General features: G+C 32.6%; 20 protein-coding genes. 11 read left to right on the forward strand and 9 right to left on the reverse strand.

The annotated features are described in order from the left end of the window. Positions 1-23: 23 nt before the first annotated feature. Positions 24-2,234 carry an endonuclease gene (locus Q0921_RS24285; protein WP_299261676.1) on the reverse strand — a complete coding sequence of 737 codons (2,211 nt, stop codon included), beginning with the start codon at positions 2,232-2,234 and terminating at the stop codon, positions 24-26. A 360-nt stretch (positions 2,235-2,594) separates the two neighbouring features. Here Q0921_RS24285 and Q0921_RS24290 point away from each other — a divergent pair, with 360 nt between their 5' ends. From Q0921_RS24290 to Q0921_RS24305, 4 genes are all read left to right on the forward strand, one after another. Next, positions 2,595-2,789 carry a hypothetical protein gene (locus Q0921_RS24290; protein ID WP_299261678.1) on the forward strand — a complete coding sequence of 65 codons (195 nt, stop codon included), beginning with the start codon at positions 2,595-2,597 and terminating at the stop codon, positions 2,787-2,789. Between the two features lie 93 nt (positions 2,790-2,882). Further along, positions 2,883-3,086, forward strand: a complete 204-nt coding sequence (locus Q0921_RS24295; protein WP_299261679.1) for a hypothetical protein — start codon at positions 2,883-2,885, stop codon at positions 3,084-3,086. Between the two features lie 180 nt (positions 3,087-3,266). Beyond that, positions 3,267-3,452, forward strand: coding sequence for a hypothetical protein (locus tag Q0921_RS24300; RefSeq protein WP_299261680.1), 186 nt, complete (start codon positions 3,267-3,269; stop codon positions 3,450-3,452). A gap of 97 nt (positions 3,453-3,549) precedes the next feature. After that, entirely contained in the window at positions 3,550-3,738 is a 189-nt protein-coding gene (locus Q0921_RS24305) for a hypothetical protein (protein ID WP_299261682.1), read from the forward strand. A 59-nt stretch (positions 3,739-3,797) separates the two neighbouring features. Here the strand turns inward: Q0921_RS24305 and Q0921_RS24310 are convergent, their stop codons facing one another. The 5 genes from Q0921_RS24310 to Q0921_RS24330 all read right to left on the reverse strand — a co-directional run bounded on the left by Q0921_RS24310 (position 3,798) and on the right by Q0921_RS24330 (position 10,345). After that, positions 3,798-4,982 (reverse strand): acetate/propionate family kinase, encoded by a 1,185-nt coding sequence (locus tag Q0921_RS24310; protein ID WP_299261684.1) that lies wholly within the window; start codon positions 4,980-4,982, stop codon positions 3,798-3,800. 109 nt (positions 4,983-5,091) lie between these two features. Continuing rightward, positions 5,092-7,185 carry a phosphate acetyltransferase gene (gene pta / locus Q0921_RS24315; protein ID WP_299261686.1) on the reverse strand — a complete coding sequence of 698 codons (2,094 nt, stop codon included), beginning with the start codon at positions 7,183-7,185 and terminating at the stop codon, positions 5,092-5,094. A 178-nt stretch (positions 7,186-7,363) separates the two neighbouring features. Next, positions 7,364-8,464 (reverse strand): DUF2911 domain-containing protein, encoded by a 1,101-nt coding sequence (locus Q0921_RS24320; RefSeq protein WP_299261688.1) that lies wholly within the window; start codon positions 8,462-8,464, stop codon positions 7,364-7,366. Positions 8,465-8,697: 233 nt separating this feature from the next. Beyond that, positions 8,698-9,900 (reverse strand): peroxiredoxin, encoded by a 1,203-nt coding sequence (locus Q0921_RS24325; RefSeq protein ID WP_299261690.1) that lies wholly within the window; start codon positions 9,898-9,900, stop codon positions 8,698-8,700. A gap of 124 nt (positions 9,901-10,024) precedes the next feature. Beyond that, on the reverse strand, positions 10,025-10,345 hold the full coding sequence (locus tag Q0921_RS24330) for a hypothetical protein (protein ID WP_299261692.1): 321 nt from the start codon (positions 10,343-10,345) through the stop codon (positions 10,025-10,027). Between the two features lie 198 nt (positions 10,346-10,543). On the opposite strand from Q0921_RS24330, the gene pheT reads away from it, so the two are divergent. From pheT to Q0921_RS24355, 5 genes are all read left to right on the forward strand, one after another. Then, positions 10,544-12,970: a phenylalanine--tRNA ligase subunit beta gene (pheT, locus tag Q0921_RS24335; protein WP_299261694.1), complete on the forward strand. Its 2,427-nt coding sequence runs from the start codon at positions 10,544-10,546 to the stop codon at positions 12,968-12,970. A gap of 188 nt (positions 12,971-13,158) precedes the next feature. Continuing rightward, positions 13,159-14,916 carry a serine hydrolase gene (locus Q0921_RS24340; protein WP_299261696.1) on the forward strand — a complete coding sequence of 586 codons (1,758 nt, stop codon included), beginning with the start codon at positions 13,159-13,161 and terminating at the stop codon, positions 14,914-14,916. A gap of 122 nt (positions 14,917-15,038) precedes the next feature. Beyond that, positions 15,039-15,758, forward strand: a complete 720-nt coding sequence (locus Q0921_RS24345) for a hypothetical protein (RefSeq protein WP_299261698.1) — start codon at positions 15,039-15,041, stop codon at positions 15,756-15,758. A gap of 9 nt (positions 15,759-15,767) precedes the next feature. Next, complete coding sequence (locus Q0921_RS24350; RefSeq protein ID WP_299261700.1) at positions 15,768-15,995, forward strand: DUF2007 domain-containing protein; 228 nt, start codon at positions 15,768-15,770, stop codon at positions 15,993-15,995. Between the two features lie 6 nt (positions 15,996-16,001). Further along, positions 16,002-16,208: a hypothetical protein gene (locus tag Q0921_RS24355; protein WP_299261702.1), complete on the forward strand. Its 207-nt coding sequence runs from the start codon at positions 16,002-16,004 to the stop codon at positions 16,206-16,208. Here the strand turns inward: Q0921_RS24355 and Q0921_RS24360 are convergent. After that, positions 16,205-17,764: a GMC oxidoreductase gene (locus Q0921_RS24360; RefSeq protein ID WP_299261704.1), complete on the reverse strand. Its 1,560-nt coding sequence runs from the start codon at positions 17,762-17,764 to the stop codon at positions 16,205-16,207. The genes Q0921_RS24355 and Q0921_RS24360 overlap by 4 nt on opposite strands. Positions 17,765-18,008: 244 nt before the next feature. Here Q0921_RS24360 and Q0921_RS24365 point away from each other — a divergent pair, with 244 nt between their 5' ends. Further along, positions 18,009-18,611 (forward strand): TetR/AcrR family transcriptional regulator, encoded by a 603-nt coding sequence (locus tag Q0921_RS24365; RefSeq protein ID WP_299261706.1) that lies wholly within the window; start codon positions 18,009-18,011, stop codon positions 18,609-18,611. Between the two features lie 65 nt (positions 18,612-18,676). Here Q0921_RS24365 and Q0921_RS24370 read toward each other — a convergent pair whose 3' ends face one another. Next, a complete protein-coding gene (locus Q0921_RS24370; protein WP_299261707.1) occupies positions 18,677-20,305 on the reverse strand; it encodes an ABC-F family ATP-binding cassette domain-containing protein in 1,629 nt (542 codons plus the stop codon). A 240-nt stretch (positions 20,306-20,545) separates the two neighbouring features. On the opposite strand from Q0921_RS24370, the gene Q0921_RS24375 reads away from it, so the two are divergent. Further along, positions 20,546-22,015: a hypothetical protein gene (locus tag Q0921_RS24375; RefSeq protein WP_299261709.1), complete on the forward strand. Its 1,470-nt coding sequence runs from the start codon at positions 20,546-20,548 to the stop codon at positions 22,013-22,015. 34 nt (positions 22,016-22,049) lie between these two features. On the opposite strand, the gene fsa is transcribed toward Q0921_RS24375, so the two are convergent. Next, the gene (gene fsa, locus Q0921_RS24380; protein WP_299261711.1) at positions 22,050-22,703 is read right to left on the reverse strand and encodes a fructose-6-phosphate aldolase; all 654 of its coding nucleotides are present in this window, start codon (positions 22,701-22,703) and stop codon (positions 22,050-22,052) included. Positions 22,704-22,766: the final 63 nt, after the last annotated feature.

Consider the following 22,766-nt stretch of genomic DNA (forward strand, 5'->3'; position numbering starts at 1 on the left):
TAGTTTATTAGAAATATTTTTAGTTATTTTTTTACAAACTTCTTACTAATGGTTCGGTTTCCATCATTAACAGATATAAAATACATTCCTGATGGCAATTCATTAAGTTTAATTGGTTCTTTTATAACTTTTCCTACTTTTATAACTTGACCTACTTGATTTATAATTTTATAATCTGCCTCACCTCTATTTTCCAATTTTATGCTCACTTCTCCTATAACTGGATTAGGATAAAAACTAAAATCAAATACAGTAGGTATATTCTCTTTTATAATCTCTCCAGAAAAATTTCTGGATGCAGAACCTACACAAAAACTTTTACTGTCTTGTGTTCCAAAAGAATCTCCAGAAGCTAATATAGCTCCATTAGAAGAATCTGTTAAAGCATAAGAACCATTACCATAACTACAACAGATACCATCACCATAAACATCCTTTACAATTAACGTATAACATCCGGTATCCAAAGTTCTTGATACATTAACAGTTGACCTATCTGCTTGAGCGCCATAAGTACCACCAGAATGTATCACTTGATTACTATCGTTTCTTATTTCCCAACTTGTTTCTTCTGGATAGTCGTCAAAAGTAATTCTTAAATTAACATCACTAGTTGTTGACCCACCGCCAGTATTTCCAGAAGCGGAAAAATTGATCGCATCAACGGCCATATCCCCTTGCCACGTAGTTCCTGTAATTCCATTAAAACGTAACTGTACTTTTTTACCTATATAGGAGGCTAAATCAACAGAGGCTGTCTGCCAAGAATTTCCCTGATTTCCTGATTTACTCCATACAGGTGTCCAACTAGTTCCATTAAGACTAGCCTCTAGGGCCAAACTTCCCATAGCCGAAGTACCGTACATATGATATTTAAACGAAAAAGTAGCTTGACTTTCATTCGTAATGTCGTAACAAGGCGAATACAATATTGCTCTTTTGTTAGAGTAATTAGGAGTGGAAGATTCCATAAAAATATAATAAGAACCAGTATTTGCCGAACTTGGACCAGTATTAGAAGATGGTGTACTACCGGAACTAGTAGCCCAGTTAAAATCATCTCCAGATGTAGCTTGTTTCCATGCGCCAAAAGTGTTTTCAAAACTTTCGGTATAAGGAAAAGAAGTGATGGTCGAACTACAGAGTGTATTTCCTCCTCCAGATGTGCTCTGAGTTGTAACGTTAATAGAATTACTGAATCCAGATATATTACCGGCGGCATCTTTTGCTTTTACAGAAAAACTATATGTTGTCGCTGCGGATAATCCTGTTACCAAATAATTTGTTACGGTAGTTGAATTCAAAAACGCCCCATTACTATACACATCATATCCTGTAACTCCAATATTATCTGTAGATGCGTTCCAAGATAACTGAGTAGATGTTGTATTTGTACTTGATGCGATTAAAGCTGAAGGAATACTTGGAGCTTGTGTATCACTTCCTGAAGTTCCAAAACGATCCTCTGCTTGTGGCCCTCCCCATATTTGAGTGGCAAATGCGGGATTATCGATAAAAGGATTTCGATTTCCTTGTAAATTCTCGATAATTGGATTTCGTTGTAATTCTAATTGAGAAACAGGATCTTCAGCGTTCCATTCTAGAAACAACTGAATCATATTAGTATCACCAGAGACAGACGAACCTATTCCAACATTAGAAGGTAAGCATCGATTACCATATCGTATATACATAAACATCATCATTCGGGCTACATCACCTTTAAATTCATCTCCCGGATACCAATGTCCTTGTGAAGTCGTTCCAGAGTTTCCAGAACCATCAGCAAACTTCCGGCTACCTCGACTAGAGTTTCTTTGTACATCAGAAGGTCTTAGATTGTGCGCATCTGCTCCTGCTCCTGTAGTTCCTAAATTAGGGTTAGCCAATGATTTTGGATACGTATGCTCTCTATTCCAGTCAGTAGAACCTCCTCCGTTATTATTTACTCCTCTGGTTCTATCCGTAATAGAATTTCCATCGGTATCACTAAATCCGTAGATAAGAACAACTCTAGAAGAGTTCGTCGGATCAAGGTCTGTTTGTTTTAAGGCGTCCCAAACTCCTGGAGTATAGGATAATGTATTCGTTTGGGTGTTTGTAACTTTAGTAGCTAATTCGCTTTTTAGAGATTGACCAGATAAAGAAAGATTAACATCATTATAATATGATGGTATCTGACCAAAACAAGTAAGAGTATAGCCCATTACTAGTAATAGCAATAATTTTTTCATTGTGTGTTGTGAGTTAGTTTAGTAAATTTTAACGCTTTCGAAGCTAAAACTATTTTGTTAAATTTACTAGAAGTCTTCGTTATCAAATCATTACCCAATATGTTGATAATGTAACAATTAGCTTATTTTAAGATATTAACCATTTGATCTTAAATGTTTTACATAAAAAAACCTTGTTAATAAGTTGTTTGCTACAAGATTATACTACCATACTATTATAGGAATAGAAAAGAAGCTGTAGGAACATAACATTCTTTTAGCAGGGTATACAACAAAACCTTATTTTTTTAGCGTTTTTAGCGTAATATAATTAGGGAATTTTCCATTATATTTAGGAGATTAACTTAAATATCTTACACAATGAAGAAAATCTTAGATTTACAAGGGATTCAAAAATTAAGTAAAGGAGAACAGAGATCTATTAAAGGAGCTTGGGGAAATGTATCTTGTTGTTCATCCGGACGAGGTTGTCAAATTAGTTTTCCCGGTGGTAGTTTCTGCGAACCTGGATACTGTGATCCTTACGGATGGGGAAATAGATGTATCTTATATTAACATCATAAATACGTAAAACGAAAAAGGCAATCTTAACAAACTTGCCTTTAGTTTTTAAAAAAAATATCTAGATTAACTTAAATACTTTACACCATGAAAAAAATCTTAGAATTAAAAGGAGTTCAAGAACTTAGTAAAGGAGAACAAAGATCCATAAAAGGAGCTAACACTTATATTTCTTGTTGTAACCCGAATCCAATTAACGGCAGTGGCAACAGATGCCGTATTAGTTATCCAGGTGGTAGTTTCTGCGAGCCAGGAAGATGCACTGGATGGAGTGGATGTATACTCTACTAAAACTATAAGAATTAAGATATAATAAAAAAGACTGTCTATATAGATGGTCTTTTTTATTATGGAACATCTCGATACTAAACATAAGTTGTTGAAATTTATAAATATCAAGTAAATGGATTTGCTTTTCAATTTGCTTTACTAGTATCTTGTAGAGATACATTAACTTTAAATATTTACACAATGAAAAAAATCTTAGAATTAAAAGGGGTTCAAGAATTAAGTAAAGGAGAACAAAGATCAATTAAAGGAGCTTGGGGACTTGTTGGTTGCTGTCCTAGTGGCAGAGGTTGTCTTATTAGTATACCTGGAGGAAGTTTTTGCGAACCTGGATATTGTAGACCATCTGGAGGATGCATCTTTTTTTAGTGTGGTAAAACTTAAAACCGTTAAAGACAATCCTAATTAGTTTGCTTTTTTTAATCCAGAGAAAAGAATATTTAATTTAACTTTAAATACTTACACAATGAAAAAAATCTTAAATCTTAAAGGAATTCAGAGATTAACAAAAGAAGATCAACAGCAAATTACTGGTGCATGGGGACGTCCTTTTGTATACTGTGGACCTCCAAGAAAATGTTGCCAAATGTTTAATGGAATGGAATTTTGTGATTTCGGATATTGCCAACCCAATGGGAGCTGTATCTGGGCATAATAAATCCTAAAACTATTTTAAATACAAAAAGGCTACCTAAAATTTTGGTAGTCTTTTTGTTACTCTAGCAATTTCATCGACTGCTGAGCAATCTCCAATTCTTCATTTGTAGGAATCACAAGTATCTTGACCTTAGAAGAAACTTGGTTAATTTCTCTAATTTCTTTAGATCTGACACTGTTTTTTTCTTCATCCAGTTCAATCCCTAAATACTCTAAATTAGAGCTAACCAATTTTCTCATCACATCAGAATTCTCTCCAATTCCAGCCGTAAATACAATGGCATCTAGACCATTCATCACAGCTATATATGACCCTATAAACTTTCTAATACGATACGCATTCATTTCTAAAGCTTTCTGGCAATTCACATCCCCATTTTCTGCATTAGATTCTATATCACGTAAATCACTGTAGCCAGTTAAGCCAAGCATACCACTTTCTTTTTGAAGTAATGAGTTGACTTCATCCAAGGAATATCCCAACGATTTTACCAAATAAAAGATGACAGCAGGATCAATATCACCCGATCGAGTACCCATAATCAATCCATTCATTGGGGCAAAACCTAAAGTATGGTCTATACTTTTACCATTTTCTATAGCGGTCATACTGCATCCATTACCTAAATGAATTGTTATAATCTTAGTGTTTTCTTTTCCCAAAAACTTAATTGCTTTTTCTGATACATATTTATGGCTGGTGCCATGAAAACCGTATACTCTAATATCATGTTCATCCAAAAAAATATTGGGAATAGCATATTTATAAGCTTCGAGAGGCATTGTTTGATGAAACGCGGTATCGAATACTGCAATCTGTTTTGCATCTTTAAAAATATCTTCTGAAACCAGAATTCCTTGTAAATTAGCAGGATTATGAAGTGGTGCTAACACAGAAAGCTTTTCTATTTTTTGCTTTACCTCATTATTGATTTCTACAGTTTTAGCAAAAGTACTTCCTCCGTGAACCACCCTATGCCCAACAACATGAATTTCTGAAGTTGAAGTAATCACTCCTATTTCTGAATCCAATACATAAGAGGCAATTAATTGTAATCCTATTTTATGATCCGGAATAGCAACCTCTTTTTCAATATCCTGAGTATCGGTTTTATAGTTTATTTTAGTATTCTCTAAACCAATACGCTCTAACAATCCTGAGCAAAGAACTTCAGCCGAAGGCATATTGAATAGTTGAAATTTAATTGATGAACTCCCTGAATTTAATACTAGTATTCGCATATATTTTATTTAAGAATATAGAAAAAAGATCATAGATTTATACAAACCAATTCATTTGAATTTTTATTCTCTTTTCTTTTACCTTCTTTCTTGATTCTGTTTTATCTTTTTAGAGACCTTGTGCTTGAATTGCAGTAATAATCACTGTATTGTAGACATCATCTACTGTACAACCTCTACTTAAATCATTTACCGGTTTATTTAGTCCTTGAAGCATTGGACCAATTGCTAGAGCTCCCGTTTCTCGTTGCACAGCTTTATACGTATTGTTCCCGGTATTAAGATCAGGAAATATCAAAACACTAGCTTGTCCCGCTACTTCAGAATCAGGAAGCTTACTCTGTCCAACCCTCATATCCACTGCAGCGTCATATTGTATTGGCCCTTCAATCTTAAGTTCTGGATGCTTTTCTTTTACTATTTTGGTAGCTTCTCTTACTGTTTCCACATCTTCTCCTTTTCCAGATGTCCCTGAGGAATATGATAACATTGCTACTTTTGGCTCAATACCAAATGCAGCAGCTGATTGTGCTGAAGAAATTGCAATTTCTGCTAGCTGTTCTGCATTTGGGTTCGGATTGATAGCGCAATCTCCAAACACAGAAACCCTATCATCTAAACACATAAAAAACACAGAAGATACTACTTTTACACCCGGTTTGGTCTTAATAAACTGTAGTGCTGGTCTAATCGTATGTTGGGTAGTATGAACCGCTCCAGAAACCATTCCATCCGCATGCCCCTTGTAAATCATCATCGTCCCAAAATAAGATACATCAGACATCATATCTTTGGCCATATCCATATTTACATTCTTATGTTTTCGCAATTCATAAAATGTTTTCACATAATCATCAAAATGCGGAGATTTCGTTGGAGATACAATACTTACTTTACTAAAATCAATAAGAATATCCAACTTAATAGCCTTACTTTTTATTTTCTTTTCTTCACCTATAAGTGTTATATCTACTACATTCGATGCTTGTAATCTAGATGTTGCTCTTAGAATTCTTTCATCAGATCCTTCGGGTAAAACAATATGTTTTTTATGTTTCAGTGCTCGTTTTAAGAGGTTATATTGAAACATACTTGGAGTCAAACTATCGGACTCAAATGTAATCAAAGGATCTACTAAACGATCTGCGTCTACATACTGTCCGAATGTACTAATCGAAGTATTTATTTTTTGTAGATTATCCGCGTATATTTTTGATCTAATAGCACCTATTTTATTAGTAATAGAAAAAGTTCCTTGTGTAACTGATACAATTGGTACTGAGAGCGATACACCTTCTATCAATTTAAGTATTGGTTCCTCTGGTATGATTCCTCCTGTAAGGATAATACCAGAAATTTTCGGATAGTTGTCTGATATATTAGCTTGTAAAACACCCAAAATAATATCAGCACGATCACCCGGAGTAATTACGAGACTATTATCCTTAAGATGTGTAAGGTAGTTACGTAATTGCATTGCCCCTACTCCAAAGCTTCCTGCTTGATTGTTCAAAAATTCTTTACCAAAAAGAACACTTCCATCTAATTCTCTTACAATCTCTCTAATGGTAGGATTAATTAAAGAACCTATTTTAGGTATAACAATTTGCATTACACCTTCTTCGAATTCCTCTTCTAGTTTTTTCTTTAATTCTTTTTCATAACCATTTACAACCTTATTAGCAACCACTGCGACTACCTCTGCATCTTTACTGGTAAAAGTATCGTATGCTAATTTTAGATTTCCGGCTATTTCTTCCTTTGTCTTATCTACACCGCTAGCTACAATAATAGATGGAATCCCTAAGTTTTTTGCAATGATTATATTAATATCAAATTCGATGATACTTCCTTCATCAGAAAAATCTGTTCCTTCTACCAGAATAAAATCAAACTTTTCTTCCAAATTTTTATATTTCTCAATGATACCATCTATAATTGCTCCGGGTCTACCTTGATTATATTTTTGAAGTACCTCACTCCTAGTAAAAGCGTAGGTGTTTTTGAAATTAATATCTAATTCAAAATGTGATATTACAGTATTAATATGATTATCTATTTCTCCTTCTTTAGGATCATCTATAATAGGTCTGAAGTACCCTACTCGAGCTACTTTCCCAAGTAACATTCTCATTAATCCTAAAACTACAATGGATTTACCACTATTAGGTTCAATAGTAGCAATATAAACAGCTTTACTCATGTATATAAATTTGGTGATGCAAAGATATGGTAATCGTATTAAAATATTACATCGTAATATAACAAGAAATAGTTATCCCATTATGCCTAAGAAAATGGTGCTAATTTTATTTTCAAATCAACAAAAAAGGGGTGAAAAATTTCTACCCCTTTTTAAAACTAATAAATATTTCAATTTCTTAATTGATGTCTTCTCCCTTTTTAAGTTTTTCAAGATCACCAGATAATCTCCCTTTGAATCTGTCCGGAGCATTACCCAGCGCTACATTAATAGATTTAATCGCATTTTTATAATCTCCCTTAGCGGAATATGCTCTTGCTAGACCGTAATTAGAGGGCCAGATACCTTTATTGTTTTTTACATTATTTTTTAGAACCTCTAACGCTTTATCTTTTTGCCCTTGCCCAATAAGACCATTCCCTAATTGAAACACCTCAGAAGCATTACCTAACGCAGCTGCTTTATCTACAATCGCCATCGCTTCTTGAGCTTTACCTTGTTTTCCTAGAATCTGAGATTTAAGAGAAAGATTACCAAAAGTTTCTTTACTAAAAAAATTACCGCTAATCGAGGCATTTATCCATTCTAAAGCTTGATCCGTATCTCCTGCATTAAAAGCATAATTTGCTGCATTATCCCAATTAGATTGCGTAAATCCAGCATTGCTTCTAAGGTCATCTTTGATTCCTTTCAGGACAATATCACTCACATTTACTTCTATTTTAAAAGGAATTTCTTTCTTTTCCCATCGCAATGCAGCAATTGTACTATTTGCTTCAAAAGAAGGAAACAAAAACAATAATGTTTCCGTATGTGCCGTCTCTTTCGTTTGGACATCTACGCGAAGAGCATCTTCCTTTTCTTCATAGAAATAGCTACCCCAAGAAGTTGAATTTTTAGAAAATATTACAGTTGCTCCTCCGTTTTCTTTTAGTGCGATATGAAGTCCATAAAGTCCTGCTTTAATATCCTTACCTTCTACTTTCACATCATGCGAAAACTCTATAGTAGAGTTTTGATTAGCACCAGCTCTCCAAGGTGCTGTAGTTGATGTTCCAAATCCAAGGTTATTATATCCATAAGGTACTAATTCACCCCATACTTTACGTTCCTTAACACTTGGTCTACCATAATCAATGATAATATCTGTTATCCCAACTCGCTGACTTACTTTAGCACGCTGGCTTGCCTCAGGCGTTTTAAGTTGTCCATTCATTTGGATCGTGAGTAACATCATCGCACTAGCAACAAACGTTGTGATTCGGTTAAATTGTTTCATCTGTTTTTCTTTTAACTTTTTAGAGGTCAGGTAGAATTCGTTAATAATGATTAAGTAATACATATACTTAATCATTAATGTTCATTTCATGACTGAATTGTTTGAAATTATTTATTACGCTTTTCTATGAAAGAAAAATCATACGCGTCAAACAATATTAAGATGATATTGTCAATCCTGATGTTACTGTAGTGTTAAAGTAAAAATGTAAGTCCTAATAAGTGTTAAATAAATTATTCTTTTAACAGCTGATTAACAAAGCTTTCGAATTCATTCTTGTAATCCACATATTTCTGACCTGTTGCAGGACCGTTAAAACCAGTATGGATTTTACGAACCTCTCCTTTTTTATCTATAAAAACTGTAGTTGGATAGGATAATACGTGATTAAGCATGGGTAATTTCTCTTGTGCCTTTTCTTTATCTGATGTTCCATATTGAGCCAAAAGAATAGGATATTCTACGTTTAACTTTGAGCGTAATCTCTCAATAGATTTAAACGCCTTTTCAGAAGTTTTAGCATATTCAAATGCCAACGCTACAAATTCAATATCTTTACTTTTATTTTTATTATAGTAATCTACATAGTATTTTGTTTCATCCATGCAGTTAGGACACCAAGTTCCCATAATCTGAACCATAGTTACCTTTCCTTTAAAGCGATCATCTTCAAGAGAAATTTGATTTCCTTGCGCATCCGGAAAACTAAATGCCAGTTTATCATACCCTTCTTTAATAAACGTAAGAGAATCCTCTGATGGTAATTCATACTGTTCGTTACGCTTTGCCGTAAAAGGTTCTTTCCAATGATTTCCTGAATAAAAGTGACCATTCATAGTACTGTCAGTAACCGTTCCTGTAAAAAGAAAAGCATGAGCTCCATCAAAAGTAGATAGTTCTAATTTATCATTATTGAGTACTCCTTCAAGATACCGATAATCACCAGTTGTCGTTCTAAAAGTACCGGTCACGATATTTCCTGTTTGTTTAAAGATCCCTTTAGCAATATAACGATCTTCTGGTGTATCTTGACTAAAAACAGATTCCCAATTACCTTCAATATTTGCAGTAGGCTTTGATACCACTTCAAATCTATCTTTTACTCCAAATACTCCTTTAAAGGGAACAATTCTTTCAAGGCTCTCTTTAATAAAACTTCCAGAAATTGTCATGGAGTCCTCAAATTTAGCAGCAATATACCCTTCGAAAACAGGAAATTTAATAAAAACGGAATCTCCTTCAATTTTAACCTCGTTAACATCTATGTTTTCTTCTGCATTAAAGATTTTCAAAGTTTGATCATCAAAAACTTCAAACAAAAAAGGTAATTTTTTATCATCTTGTAATTCTAATGAAGCTTTCCAAAGTCCGCTTTTAAGAAACATTTCGTTTGACTTAACTTCTTTTTTACAAGAGGTTAAGTTTATTAAAAACATAAAACAAAATAATTTGACTGTATTTTTAAGAAAATTAAATCCTATCATTGACTTTGATCATTAAAAATTTATTGTAAAGTTTTTAGGTAACTATTTAGGTGAAAACAAAACATAGGATATTTATCTATAAACCACTTGGATCCTTTTTATCATATACTTTGATATTTTCTTTTCTCCCTTTTTTAGATATAGCTTTCTGTTTCAACTCTTTATTCTTTTTCAAGCGTTTATCATGAAGTATTTGTAAGTCTTGCTGTTCTTTAGCACTTAACTTCGCTGACTTACTGATTCTCTTAGAGTTTAAACTCTTTTTCTCTTCTTTTCCAGTTTTTGAGAATGTATTCTGTTCTTTATCTATTTTTGGGCTTTGTTCGTCAACATGTTGAGCTACAAGAGAAAAACAGTTTACAAAAAATAAAATGATAAGTAGGTTTTTTAAATTCATAATAGTATTATTTTAATAAAACTAATAGTCAAAAATAAGAAATCTAAATCTAATATGGATTTGTCGTTATTACTAAAGTGTTACTACAAATAAACAATGATAGATAATATTTGTTTTTCTTCTAGATAACCTAAAGTTCTTGTTTGTCAACTTTACCCAAAGTAGTATCTTTACTGACTAATTTCAGAATCATCATTAATGAAAATTTCATATAACTGGCTTAAGCAATTTATTAAGCTTGATTGGGGGGTAGAAAAAGTCGGAGAATTACTTACTGATTTAGGGCTTGAAGTAGAGGGAATAGAAACCTATCAGAGTGTAAAAGGAGGATTAAAAGGTGTAGTTGTTGGACAAGTAATTAGCTGCGTTCAGCATTCCAATGCGGATAAATTAAAAGTTACAAAAGTTGATTTAGGTAATGGCGAACCCGTGCAAATAGTTTGTGGTGCTCCTAATGTAGCTGAGGGACAAAAAGTTCCTGTTGCAACTATTGGAACAAAATTGTATGATGAAAATGGTGAGGAATGGAAAATCAAAAAAGGTAAAATCCGTGGAGAAGAAAGTCATGGAATGATCTGTGCCGAAGATGAATTAGGACTTGGTAAAAGTCATGATGGGATTATGGTTCTTGATAACGACATTGCCGTTGGTACTTCTGCTGCAGATATTTTTGATATCGAAAATGATTACGTATTTGAAATAGGATTAACCCCTAATAGAGCAGACGCTATGAGTCATTGGGGTACTGCTCGCGATCTAAAAGCTGGTTTACAGCAAAAGGATCTTAATATGGAACTGATCACACCTTCTGTTAGTAATTTTAAAGTAGAAAACAGATTACATAAGTTCGATATTGATGTTAAGAATCCAGAATTAGCACCAAGATATTGTGGTGTTACAATTTCTGGATTGAAAGTAAAAGAATCTCCTTCTTGGTTACAGCATCGGTTAAAAGCCATAGGTATTGCTCCAAAAAACAATGTAGTAGATGCCACCAATTATGTCTTACATGAACTTGGACAACCTCTGCATGCATTTGATGCTCATTATATCGAAGGAAATAAAATTGAAGTAAAAACTCTAAAAGCTGGTACTAAATTCACCACATTAGACGAAGTAGAACGTGAATTACACGAAGAAGACTTAATGATTTGTGATGCTAAAAAGCCACTGTGTATTGCAGGAGTTTTTGGAGGAATTAATTCTGGAGTTACGGAAAATACTACTTCAGTTTTCTTAGAAAGTGCTTATTTTAATCCGGTAAGTGTTCGTAAAACAGCAAAACGTCACGGACTAAATACAGATGCATCATTTAGATTTGAGAGAGGTATTGACCCTACTGTTACTGAGTATGCCTTAAAAAGAGCAGCTTTGCTTATACAAGAATTAGCTGGCGGAGATATTACTAGTGACATTATAGATCTATATCCTAAAAAAACAGAAGATTTTCAGGTGTTTTTATCTTTTGATAACACCGCAAAACTAATCGGAGAAGAACTCCCTCAGGAAACAATCAAAAGTATTTTGAGTTCTTTAGAAATTAAGGTAAATAACATAACAGAAAGTGGTCTTGGATTAACTATTCCTGCGTATCGCAATGATGTTCAAAGAGAAGCGGATGTAATTGAAGAAATTCTTCGTGTGTATGGATATAACAATATTAAATTTACTCAAAAGTTAAACGCATCCATTTCTAACATCGATAAATTCTCTGACCATAACATACAAAACACAATTTCTAATCAGTTAGTTGGACAGGGGTTTAATGAAATATTAGGCAACTCCTTAACAACTCCTGATTATATTTCATTATCAGAGCAATTAAAAGAAGAAAACAATGTAGAAATGCTTAATCCATTGAGTAATGATTTGGCAGTTATGAGACAATCTTTATTGTTTTCTGGTTTAGAAGCTGTTTCATATAACACTAACAGAAAACGTTCTGATCTTACCTTTTTCGAATTTGGAAAAACATATCATAATTATGATAGTGGAAGAATAGAAAACAAACACTTAAGTCTACTTATTACTGGAAATAAAACTAAGGAGAGTTGGAAAGTTGCTCAAGAAAATGGTGATTTCTTTTTTTTGAAGGGTATTGTAGAAACAATATTAAATCGTTTAGGAATCAAAACATCTAAAACGTCTCCGATAAAAAACGATCTTTTTGCTGAAGGCGTTTCTTATAGTTTAGGCAAATCAAAGTTGGTAGAATTCGGAATCATAAGAAAATCTGTTTTAAAACATTTTTCTATTTCTCAAGAAGTATTATATGCGGATTTTGATTGGGATACTATTCTTGAATTTGCAAGACGAACTAAAATTAAATTCACAGACATTCCTAAGTTTCCAGAAGTAAGAAGAGACTTTGCCTTGTTATTAGATAATACCGTAACTTTTGAAGAGATTCATACCATTGCCAAACAAACAGAAAAGCAATTACTAAAAAACATCAACTTATTTGATGTGTATGAAGGAAAAAACCTGCCTAAAGGAAAGAAATCGTATGCGGTAAGTTTTATATTACAAGATGAACATAAAACCCTAACAGATAAACAAATTGACAAAATCATGAATAAACTTCAGCATAATTTTGAAAATAAATTAGGAGCTGAATTGAGATAAAAAAGTGATCTATATATAGATATTTTAAAAATGCCTTTGAAATTTTCAAAGGCATTTTTTATATAAAAAACATATCTTCAACCTCAAAACCCCTATAAAAACAATAAATGACAGATAGGTGACACCTAAATGACGTAACAAAGACCGAGCTCTATCCATAGCTTTGTCCTGTATAAAAAAACAAAAACATGGAACATCAATCAATTTCAAAAAATCTATTGTATCAACGTAAACTAAAAGGATACACACAAGAAGAGTTATCGGATAGAACAAAAGTAGGAATACGAACAATCCAGCGCATAGAGAAAGGAGAAGTAAATCCGCATTTACAAACGGTAAAGCTATTAGCCACGGCATTAGATATCGAAGTAGATGATCTTCTTCCTTTAGAAAACCCTAAAGAAGAAACGATACAACAAAAATGGTTATTACTATTCCATGCAACTCCTATACTTGGGTTTGTAATTCCGTTATGTAATATTTTATTACCTATATTTCTTTGGATACACAAAAGAGAGGATAATAAAATCTATAACAGCCATGGGAGGTCCATAATAAATTTTCAAATCACGATGACTATTTTATTTATTCTTTCATTTATAGCATTAGTCACATTACCTGGTCTTGGTTTTTTTCTTTTTATAACAGTTATTCCATATAGTATCATTGTGATGATTATAAACATTATTTCTGTGTTAAACTCTAAAAAATGTTACTACCCCTTATCTATTCCTTTTCTGAGAAAAAGTAAGGGCACAAAATATATAGGGATTCTTCTTACAATAATTTCACTTAGCTCTATTAGTTGCTCTACTAACACATCAGAACACATAGTTAGATTAGATAATTCCACTATTACTAAAGATTCTTTAACATCCAAAATAGAACAATTGGTTACCGACGCAAATGTACAGGGGATCGCGGTAACTGTTTTCAACAAAAATCAAGCTATTTATAAGAAAGAATTTGGATATAAAAATTATAAACAAAAAAGTCCATTAACAGACTCCACCAACTTTTATGGTGCATCTTTTAGTAAAGCAGTTTTTTCCGTTCTGGTCATGAAACTGGTAGAAGAAGGAGTTATTGATCTAGACACTCCATTAGAATCTTACCTACCTAAAAAAATACACGAATACGAACCTAAAACAAGGTGGCATGATGATTTTTCCGCTTTAAAAACAGATTCACTATATCACAAAATAACCGCTCGCATGTGCTTAGCACATACTACAGGATTCCATAACTATAGATGGTACGAATCTGATCGAAAGTTAAAAGTTCATTTTGAACCTGGTACTCGCTATAGCTATTCGGGAGAAGGTTTTATCTATTTGCAAGTAGTATTAGAAAAATTGCTTAGTAAAGGACTTGAAGAAATAGCACAGGATAAACTGTTTAAACCATTAAAAATGAATCACTCTAGTTATCAGTGGAATGAAACGTTTGAAAATGACTTTGCATATGGTCATACTGCTGAAGGGAGTCTTTTTAAAAAGGACAAGGATAATGAACCTAGAGGTGGCGGTACATTAGAAACAACTTCTGGAGATTACACAAAATTTATTGAAGCTGTATTACAAAATAAAATCATTTCTAAAGATTCGTGGAACGAAATCTTCAAGCCGCAAATAAGAATCAGAACGTTAGCACAATTTGGTCCATTATCTCATAAAGAAGGAGTCTTTCACGATAATATCCAGCTTAGTTATGGGTTAGGATGGGGTGTATTGACATCTCTTTATGGAATCGGAGCTTTTAAAGAAGGACACGGTGATGGTTTTCAACACTACTCGATTGTATTTCCAGAAGCGGAAAAAGGAATAATAATAATGACCAATAGTGATAATGGTGAGAGTATTTTCAAAGAATTATTAGAGGTTGCATTAGGAGATAAATTCACACCTTGGAAGTGGCAAAACTATATTCCTTATAACCACAAATAAAAGTGTTTATTAAATAATTAGAAATGTTATCCCTTTTTTATTATTCAACATTTGTTAAAAATAGAAAAACCTTGCAATCAAAATCGTAAATACTTAATTTAGTGTAGCTAAAGAAAAGAACAATGATGATTCCTAAGACTAATATCAAAAAAAAACTTACTCAACTACGTGATAAAGAATTTGACCCGGCACGTTGGGAATTACAAGTTCAAGCTATTTTTAAAGAGGAAAACAAAAAGAATGATCGTATTGTTAATATGCTAGAAAACGGTGCTCCAGTGATAGAAAATAATTTCATTTTTGATTACCTAAAAAGTCCTAACATTTATCATATTGACCAAATCAAAAAGATCTGTATAGACTATAGATTACGTTTTTTAGATTCTAAATACTTCAAAGGTAAACTTCCTCAGGAAGCAATATCAAAGATAATGGATTTAGAAAAAATTCACGAAACAGAATTAAAAGGTTTTAAGATTATTGCTCCATCTAAACTATTTAAGCTGGCTAATGCAGATGACCCTTTGCTTTTTGCTCCAATGGGAAATGACTATTATTATCTAATCCATAAATGGGGAGATGATCTCCATCCATTTCGTAAATTAATGATGTGGTTTTTTAAGAGTTTTGAAAACTTATTAATTCTCACCTTTTTAGTGAGTCTTTTAATTACCTTTATGGTCCCGCAAGGATTGTTTAGTAAAGAAAGTAATACCTCAGAATTTATAATGATATTTCTCTTTATGTTTAAATCTGTTGCAGCAGTTGTGTTGTTCTATGGGTTTGCTCTAGGTAAAAACTTTAATACAGCTATCTGGGATAGTAAATATTTTAACGCTTAACAACAATATATGTTTCCCGAAAGTGAATACGAAAGAGTATATACAGGTAGCCTAATTAATATCCAATTTTTACAAAATTTGCTTCAGGATAGCGGCATCAATTCTATAACCAGAGACGACATGAAATCAGGTATGGTGGCTGGTTTTGGTGGTGGAATCCCAGACCATATTCAACTTTTTGTAAAAAAGACAGATGCAGAAGAAGCAATTCCAATTATAGAAAAAAGCTTATCTTGATTGAGTATGAAAGAAGAAGATCAATTACCTAGGAAGAAGTGGGATTTTATGATCGGTATTGCACTGGTCTTATTTGGAAGTTTTAGGCTATACCAAAGAACTCGCACTGAATCGGAGTGGGACTACAGAGTTATTCTTACTATTTTATTCATTGCCTATGGTGGTTTTTTGATTTACAGGCATTTTCAGAATCAAGATTCTCACAAAAACTAAAGCCCTTTAGTTGGTATATTATTCATAGCTCTTTCTGTTATAGCGGTTATAGATAATGATGGATTCACTCCTGGATTGGCGGATATCATGGATCCATCGCAGATATACATATTTTCGTATCCAAATACCGCATTGTTCTTATCAATAACTCCTTCTTCTATATTGGCTGCCATCACAGCACCTCCCAAAATATGAGCAGTAGAAGGAATTCCTGCTAGTGGTTCTAATCCAAACACAGTTTCCTTACCTCCTGTCAATTCTGCATATTTCTTTGCTAAACTAATAGATTTAGGTATAAAAGCACTTGGTTTTTTACCGACTGTAACCTTAGTATTCATAAATCCTAAAGAGTTAATTTTAAATTTTAGTGTACTGTCTAAGGTTTGCATAAATAAAAGGATAGCGGTACTTTTTCCCCAATCTTTTGTTGTATATAATTTAAGGTATGATAACGGGTGTTTAATAAAACTAGTGAACATTTTTGTAATCCGCACTATTGTATTTTTACCATAGGTTAATGGTAAATGTGACAACCTCCAAAATCCTGAACCTTTAGCGTATCGTACAATTTCTAAATGACTATTCTTATCCGTATTCAAAATAGAACCTATTGCAACACCCTTAGACATATCTTTTTTACCATCCAGATTTGTCACGCTAATTAGACTTTCATTATTAGTTCGAATATCTGATCCTAAACGATTGGATAAACTTGGAAGCGATTTTTGTTTTAACTTAAGTAATAGCTTTACTGTACCTAAAACACCTCCGGAAAAAACAATTCCTTTTGTTTTTACAGATTTTTTTGACTTAAAAAAACGAGTAGATGACTTAAACCTAACTTCGTATCCATCGAGAGAAGGAACAACATCAAAAACTTCGTTTTCTGCCAGCACATCAGCACCAAGTTGTTGAGCTAAGTATAAATAGTTCTTATCTAATGTGTTTTTTGCTCCAAATCTACATCCTGTCATACAACCCCCACAATAATTACAACCAGTTCGATCAGGTCCTTTTCCTTCAAAATAAGGGTCGGGGACTGTTTTATTAGGTGTTCCAAAAAAAACAGCAACATCTGTAGTAGAAAAGTCATCTTTTATGTTCATTCTGTCTGCTAATTCTTTTAGTGCTTCATCTCCATCGAAAAGCAAAGGATTTTTTTGAGCTCCCAACATTTTCAATGCAGTCTGATAAAATGGTACTAATTCTGACTGCCAATCTGCCAGGTTTTTCCAACTTCCAGAAGTGAAGAATTCTTTTTTTGGAACAGGAAGTGTATTCGCATATACTAGTGAACCTCCTCCTACTCCCGTTCCAGAAATAACAACTACATGTTTAAAGAAAGACATCTTCATAATACCAAACCACCTAAAAAAAGGAACCCAAAGCCATTTCTTGAGATTCCAGTTTGATTTCGGAAAATCTTTGGACTTATACCATTTCCCTTTTTCAATGACTAAAACTTTGTATCCTTTTTCTGAAAGACGTAATGCACTTACAGATCCACCAAAACCACTACCAATAATTACATAATCATATTCTTCTTTAATTATCATATTCTACAATTATATCAAATTTTACTGGATACATATGGTTTACTAAACTTCGCCGATTTATTTCATCCTCTAAATAAATCACTAGTATTATATATTAAGAACTAAGGCTGATTAGACTACTTTTCTAAATATTTTTTTTAAACTGCCTTATTTTTCAAAACTCAATTGGTTATGTTTGAAAAAACATGTGGATTTTTTCGAACTATTAAATCAAATATAGTTCGGTTTTAGTAAATTACCAAGTATGGGAAGAAAATCAATTAGCCGAGAGAGAAAAGATAAAAACAAAAAGGTTGAACAATGGACACAAGCACTTCTATTTAAACTAGGAACAGCTGAACTCGGAGATCTTACTATAGACGATCTAGCTAGATTAATGAACAAAAGTAAATCTACTATTTATCAATACTTTATAACCAAAGAAGAAATTTTTGAATATATCACCCAGGTCAGAATTGATTATCTTAAAGTGTATAAAAATGAAATCTCTGGAAAACTATCTGGATTAAATTATCAATACGAAACGTTAGCTAAAATTCTTAGTGAAGGTGTAAAAGATGTTTCACCTTTCTTTCTAAAACAACTACAAATTCATTATCCAGGTGCGTGGAGCATAGTTCAAGAATTTTTACACGGCTTATTAAAAGATCTAAAGGATTTTTACATTTTTGGGATTGAAAACAATATGTTTAAAGCTGTTTCTCCAGAACTATTAATCAAATTAGATGAGTATTTTATTATGCAACTCATTACGGATCATACTTTTTTTAATAACAATCAACAGACATTAGAATCTGCAATTACTGAATATATGTATATTAAGTTTGAGGGATTAGTTGAGAAATAAAGATGTAAAAAAAATCCTGCAAGTTGCAGGATTTTGCGAATTTCTTCTAAATTTTCTGTTACGTTTTACACATTCACCGCATACATTTTCTCACGTAACTCTTTAATTTTATTATCACTCATATACTCATCAAAAGTAGTATACCTATCTATCACTCCATTTGGTGTTAACTCAATCACTCGATTTGCAACAGTTTGCGCAAACTCGTGATCATGTGTTGTAAAAAGAATAGTTCCTTTAAAGTTTTTTAAAGAATTATTAAATGCAGTAATTGATTCTAGGTCTAAGTGGTTTGTAGGTTCATCTAGCATCAATACATTCGCTCTTGTCATCATCATTTTGGATAACATACAACGTACTTTTTCACCTCCTGATAATACGTTAGATTTCTTTAGTGCCTCTTCCCCACTAAATATCATTTTACCAAGGAAACCTCTCACAAATACTTCTTCTCTTTCTTCTTCTGTAGTTGCCCATTGACGTAACCAATCAACTAAGGTTAAATCATTTCTGAAATACTCACTATTATCTGCAGGTAAATACGATTGCGTAGTTGTAATACCCCAAGCAAATTTACCGGCATCAGCTTTTTGATTCTCATTTAGAATTTGATAAAAAGCAGTAGTAGCTCGAGAATCTTTCGAGAAAACAACTACTTTATCTCCTTTTGCCAAGTTAATATCAATATTTTTGAATAATTGTTCTTGTTCCTGACTCACTGCTGCTAATCCTTCTACATTAAGAATCTGATCTCCGGCTTCTCTATCTCTTTCAAAAATGATAGCAGGGTAACGACGACTAGAAGGTTTTATATCTTCGATATTAAGTTTCTCAATCATCTTTTTACGAGAAGTCGCCTGTTTTGACTTAGCTACGTTAGCACTAAAACGAGCTATAAATTCTTGTAATTCTTTCTTCTTTTCTTCTGATTTCTTATTTTGCTGCGCACGTTGTTTTGCTGCTAACTGGGAAGACTCGTACCAAAACGTATAGTTACCACTGTAATGATTAATTTTAGAGAAATCAATATCTGATATATGAGTACAAACAGAATCTAAAAAGTGACGGTCGTGAGAAACAACAATAACTGTATTATCAAAATTAGCTAAAAAGTTTTCTAACCAAGAAATCGTTTCGTAATCCAAATCATTGGTAGGCTCATCCATAATAAGCACATCTGGTTTCCCAAATAAACACTGAGCTATCAATACACGAACACGTTGTTTCGTATCCAAATCCGACATACTTGTATAATGCAAATCCTCTTTTATCCCTAAATTAGAAAGCATAGTCGCTGCATTACTATCGGCATTCCACCCATTCATTTCTTCAAACTGTACCTGAAGTTCTCCTATCTTTTCTGCATTCTCATCCGTATAATCTGCATATAGCGCATCAATCTCTTTTTTTATATTGTATAGTATTTTATTTCCCATTACAACAGTCTCTAAGACAGTAAACTCATCATAAGCATAATGATCTTGAGACAGGACAGACATTCGCTTACCTGTTTCTAGAACCACATGTCCCGAAGTTGGGTCCAAATCTCCTGCTAAAATTTTTAAGAAAGTAGATTTCCCTGCACCGTTCGCGCCGATAATACCGTAGCAATTACCTTGTACGAAACTCGTATTTACATCGTCAAATAAAACACGCTTACCGAATTGAACTGAAAGATTAGAAACTGATAACATAGCTATAAATTGTATTTTCGGCAAAAGTAGAAAAATGGATCCAGAACTTGAAAGAATATGGTAGTATTTTAAATTGAATCCACCAAACTAAAAATAGTATCGAAAAGCTGAACAAGTATAAAAAAGTTTCAACCTTCGTTCTACATTCACTAATAATAACACAATTAACGAATCCTTAACAAGCGATAGCAGTGTTTACATTTATTTTTGAATGTTTGTCATTAAAATAATAGCGCCCAAATGTATTTCGTAAGGATAAAATATCTTATCTGTATTTCTATTGCTTGTTTTTGTTTGTCTAATTGTGACCCTACAACAGAAGTCACGAGTGACCATATATATTTTGGTGGAGAAATCATAAACCCCAACGCAGATTATATTGTTCTTTTTAAAGATAAAAAACATCTGGATACTATATATCTTGATAAGAATAATCGATTCTCACACAAAATAGAGAATCTGAAAGAAGGTTTATATTCCTTTAGGCACAACCCGGAATATCAGTTAATACTTTTAGAAAAAGGAGATAGTGTTTTAGTACGTTTAAATACTTTAGAATTCGATGAATCATTGGTTTTCACAGGCAAAGGCGCTAGAAAAAACAATTTTTTGATTGATATGTTTTTGCAAAATGAACTAGAAAGAGAAAACTTGCTAAAAAGAAGAATTGAACAAACCCCGAAACAGTTTAAAAAACAACAGGATTCTTTATTTGAGTTAAGAGAAGAAAGATTCAAATCTCTTACTAGTAAATATGAATTAAGTGATCTTTCTAAAAAGATATGTAGATCAAGCTTTGAATATGATTTCTTTTCTAGGTATGAAATGTTTTTATATAAGCAACAATACTCTAGAATAAAGAATGTTAATGTTACCGCAGAATATCCTAAGGATTTTTTTGATTACAGAGATAAAGGCGATTTTAATGATGATGATTTAATGAGATTGTATTCTTACAATAGATTTTTAAATCACTATTTTACGAATTCATCGTATACAAAGTACATGAATCAAAAATCTTTCTCTAAGAGTAAAGTAGCATACACGATGTACAAATTAGATCTTGTGGATAGTATGATACAACATTCTTACATTAAGAATAACCTGTTACGAGGGATCACAACAAATTTTATTTTAGATAACAAAAATGATTATACTTCTCAGAAAGTTCTTAATCATTATTTATCTATTAGTAGTGACGAAAAGTTTCAGAGTGAACTGGTGAAATTAGCAAAATCTACAGCCAGACTTAAACCCAATAATATTATTCCAGATCAAGATCTTATTTCTTCGAATGGAGAAATGACTAGGTTATCTGCTCTTTTCGAAAAGCCTGTCACGGCTTTATATTTTTGGTCTATAGAAAGAAAAGATCACTATATTAAAGCTCACAAGAAAGCAGATTATTTAAGTAAATTATATCCTAACATTGATTTCATAGGAATAAATACGGATGATGAGCAAACCGATAACTGGTTAAAAACCATAAAAAGACATCACTATAACTTAGATCGTGAGTATGAATTTAAATTCCCTAAATGCTCTTCTGACGAATTAGTAATCCATTATACAAATAAAGTTATTCTAGTTGACCGTGATGGCAAAATAATCAATCCGAATGCGAATCTATTCTCTTCTTTTTTCGAAAAACAATTAATGAGCTACAGCAGATTGGCTACTTTAGAAAAGCAAAAAACTGTTCTAGATTAAAGAACAGTTTTTAATTTTTTATGTTTGGAGATATTTAGTTCCCTTTTTTATAATCAGCTAAGAATTTTGCTAAGCCAATATCTGTCAATGGATGTTTTAGCAATCCTTCTATAGAAGAAAGCGGTCCTGTCATAACATCTGCTCCTATTTTTGCACAATCGATAACGTGCATTGTATGCCTTACAGAAGCTGCTAAAATTTGTGTATCAAAACCATAGTTATCATACACTAATCTAATCTCTGCTATCAAATTTAATCCATCTGTAGAAATATCATCCAATCTACCAATAAAAGGAGAAACGTAAGTTGCCCCTGCTTTTGCAGCTAATAATGCTTGTCCAACAGAAAAAACCAATGTGCAATTAGTTTTTATACCTTTATCACTAAAATATTTTATTGCTTTTATACCTTCTTTGATCATTGGAACTTTTACTATGATCTGATCGTGAAGTTTAGCCAGCTCTTCTCCTTCTTTAATAATCCCTTCGAAATCGGTAGAAATTACTTCGGCGCTTACATCTCCTGTTACTATATCGCATATTTTTTTATAATGTTCTATAATATTTTCTTTCCCTGTGATACCTTCTTTAGCCATTAATGATGGATTCGTAGTAACTCCATCAAGTACACCAAGATCTTGTGCTTCTTTAATCTGATCAAGGTTAGCAGTATCAATAAAAAACTTCATATTGTTGTGTTTAAAATTAGTATTTATTTTTTAAGATTCTTATTCTAAAATTATAGCTCATAA

The sequence above is a fragment of the uncultured Aquimarina sp. genome (genome assembly GCF_947496855.1).
GTDB lineage: Bacteria > Bacteroidota > Bacteroidia > Flavobacteriales > Flavobacteriaceae > Aquimarina.

Excerpts from the sequence above, each read along its gene's own strand:
- Q0921_RS24300 (WP_299261680.1), top strand. The coding sequence starts at position 3,267 with ATGAAAAAAATCTTAGAATTAAAAGGGGTTCAAGAATTAAGTAAAGGA.
- Q0921_RS24350 (WP_299261700.1), top strand. The coding sequence starts at position 15,768 with ATGTTTCCCGAAAGTGAATACGAAAGAGTATATACAGGTAGCCTAATT.
- Q0921_RS24310 (WP_299261684.1), bottom strand. The coding sequence starts at position 4,982 with ATGCGAATACTAGTATTAAATTCAGGGAGTTCATCAATTAAATTTCAA.
- Q0921_RS24295 (WP_299261679.1), top strand. The coding sequence starts at position 2,883 with ATGAAAAAAATCTTAGAATTAAAAGGAGTTCAAGAACTTAGTAAAGGA.
- Q0921_RS24365 (WP_299261706.1), top strand. The coding sequence starts at position 18,009 with ATGGGAAGAAAATCAATTAGCCGAGAGAGAAAAGATAAAAACAAAAAG.
- Q0921_RS24285 (WP_299261676.1), bottom strand. The coding sequence starts at position 2,234 with ATGAAAAAATTATTGCTATTACTAGTAATGGGCTATACTCTTACTTGT.
- fsa (WP_299261711.1), bottom strand. The coding sequence starts at position 22,703 with ATGAAGTTTTTTATTGATACTGCTAACCTTGATCAGATTAAAGAAGCA.
- Q0921_RS24340 (WP_299261696.1), top strand. The coding sequence starts at position 13,159 with ATGGAACATCAATCAATTTCAAAAAATCTATTGTATCAACGTAAACTA.
- Q0921_RS24290 (WP_299261678.1), top strand. The coding sequence starts at position 2,595 with ATGAAGAAAATCTTAGATTTACAAGGGATTCAAAAATTAAGTAAAGGA.
- Q0921_RS24320 (WP_299261688.1), bottom strand. The coding sequence starts at position 8,464 with ATGAAACAATTTAACCGAATCACAACGTTTGTTGCTAGTGCGATGATG.
- Q0921_RS24330 (WP_299261692.1), bottom strand. The coding sequence starts at position 10,345 with ATGAATTTAAAAAACCTACTTATCATTTTATTTTTTGTAAACTGTTTT.
- pta (WP_299261686.1), bottom strand. The coding sequence starts at position 7,185 with ATGAGTAAAGCTGTTTATATTGCTACTATTGAACCTAATAGTGGTAAA.
- Q0921_RS24360 (WP_299261704.1), bottom strand. The coding sequence starts at position 17,764 with ATGATAATTAAAGAAGAATATGATTATGTAATTATTGGTAGTGGTTTT.
- Q0921_RS24370 (WP_299261707.1), bottom strand. The coding sequence starts at position 20,305 with ATGTTATCAGTTTCTAATCTTTCAGTTCAATTCGGTAAGCGTGTTTTA.
- pheT (WP_299261694.1), top strand. The coding sequence starts at position 10,544 with ATGAAAATTTCATATAACTGGCTTAAGCAATTTATTAAGCTTGATTGG.
- Q0921_RS24355 (WP_299261702.1), top strand. The coding sequence starts at position 16,002 with ATGAAAGAAGAAGATCAATTACCTAGGAAGAAGTGGGATTTTATGATC.
- Q0921_RS24375 (WP_299261709.1), top strand. The coding sequence starts at position 20,546 with ATGTATTTCGTAAGGATAAAATATCTTATCTGTATTTCTATTGCTTGT.
- Q0921_RS24325 (WP_299261690.1), bottom strand. The coding sequence starts at position 9,900 with ATGTTTTTAATAAACTTAACCTCTTGTAAAAAAGAAGTTAAGTCAAAC.
- Q0921_RS24305 (WP_299261682.1), top strand. The coding sequence starts at position 3,550 with ATGAAAAAAATCTTAAATCTTAAAGGAATTCAGAGATTAACAAAAGAA.
- Q0921_RS24345 (WP_299261698.1), top strand. The coding sequence starts at position 15,039 with ATGATGATTCCTAAGACTAATATCAAAAAAAAACTTACTCAACTACGT.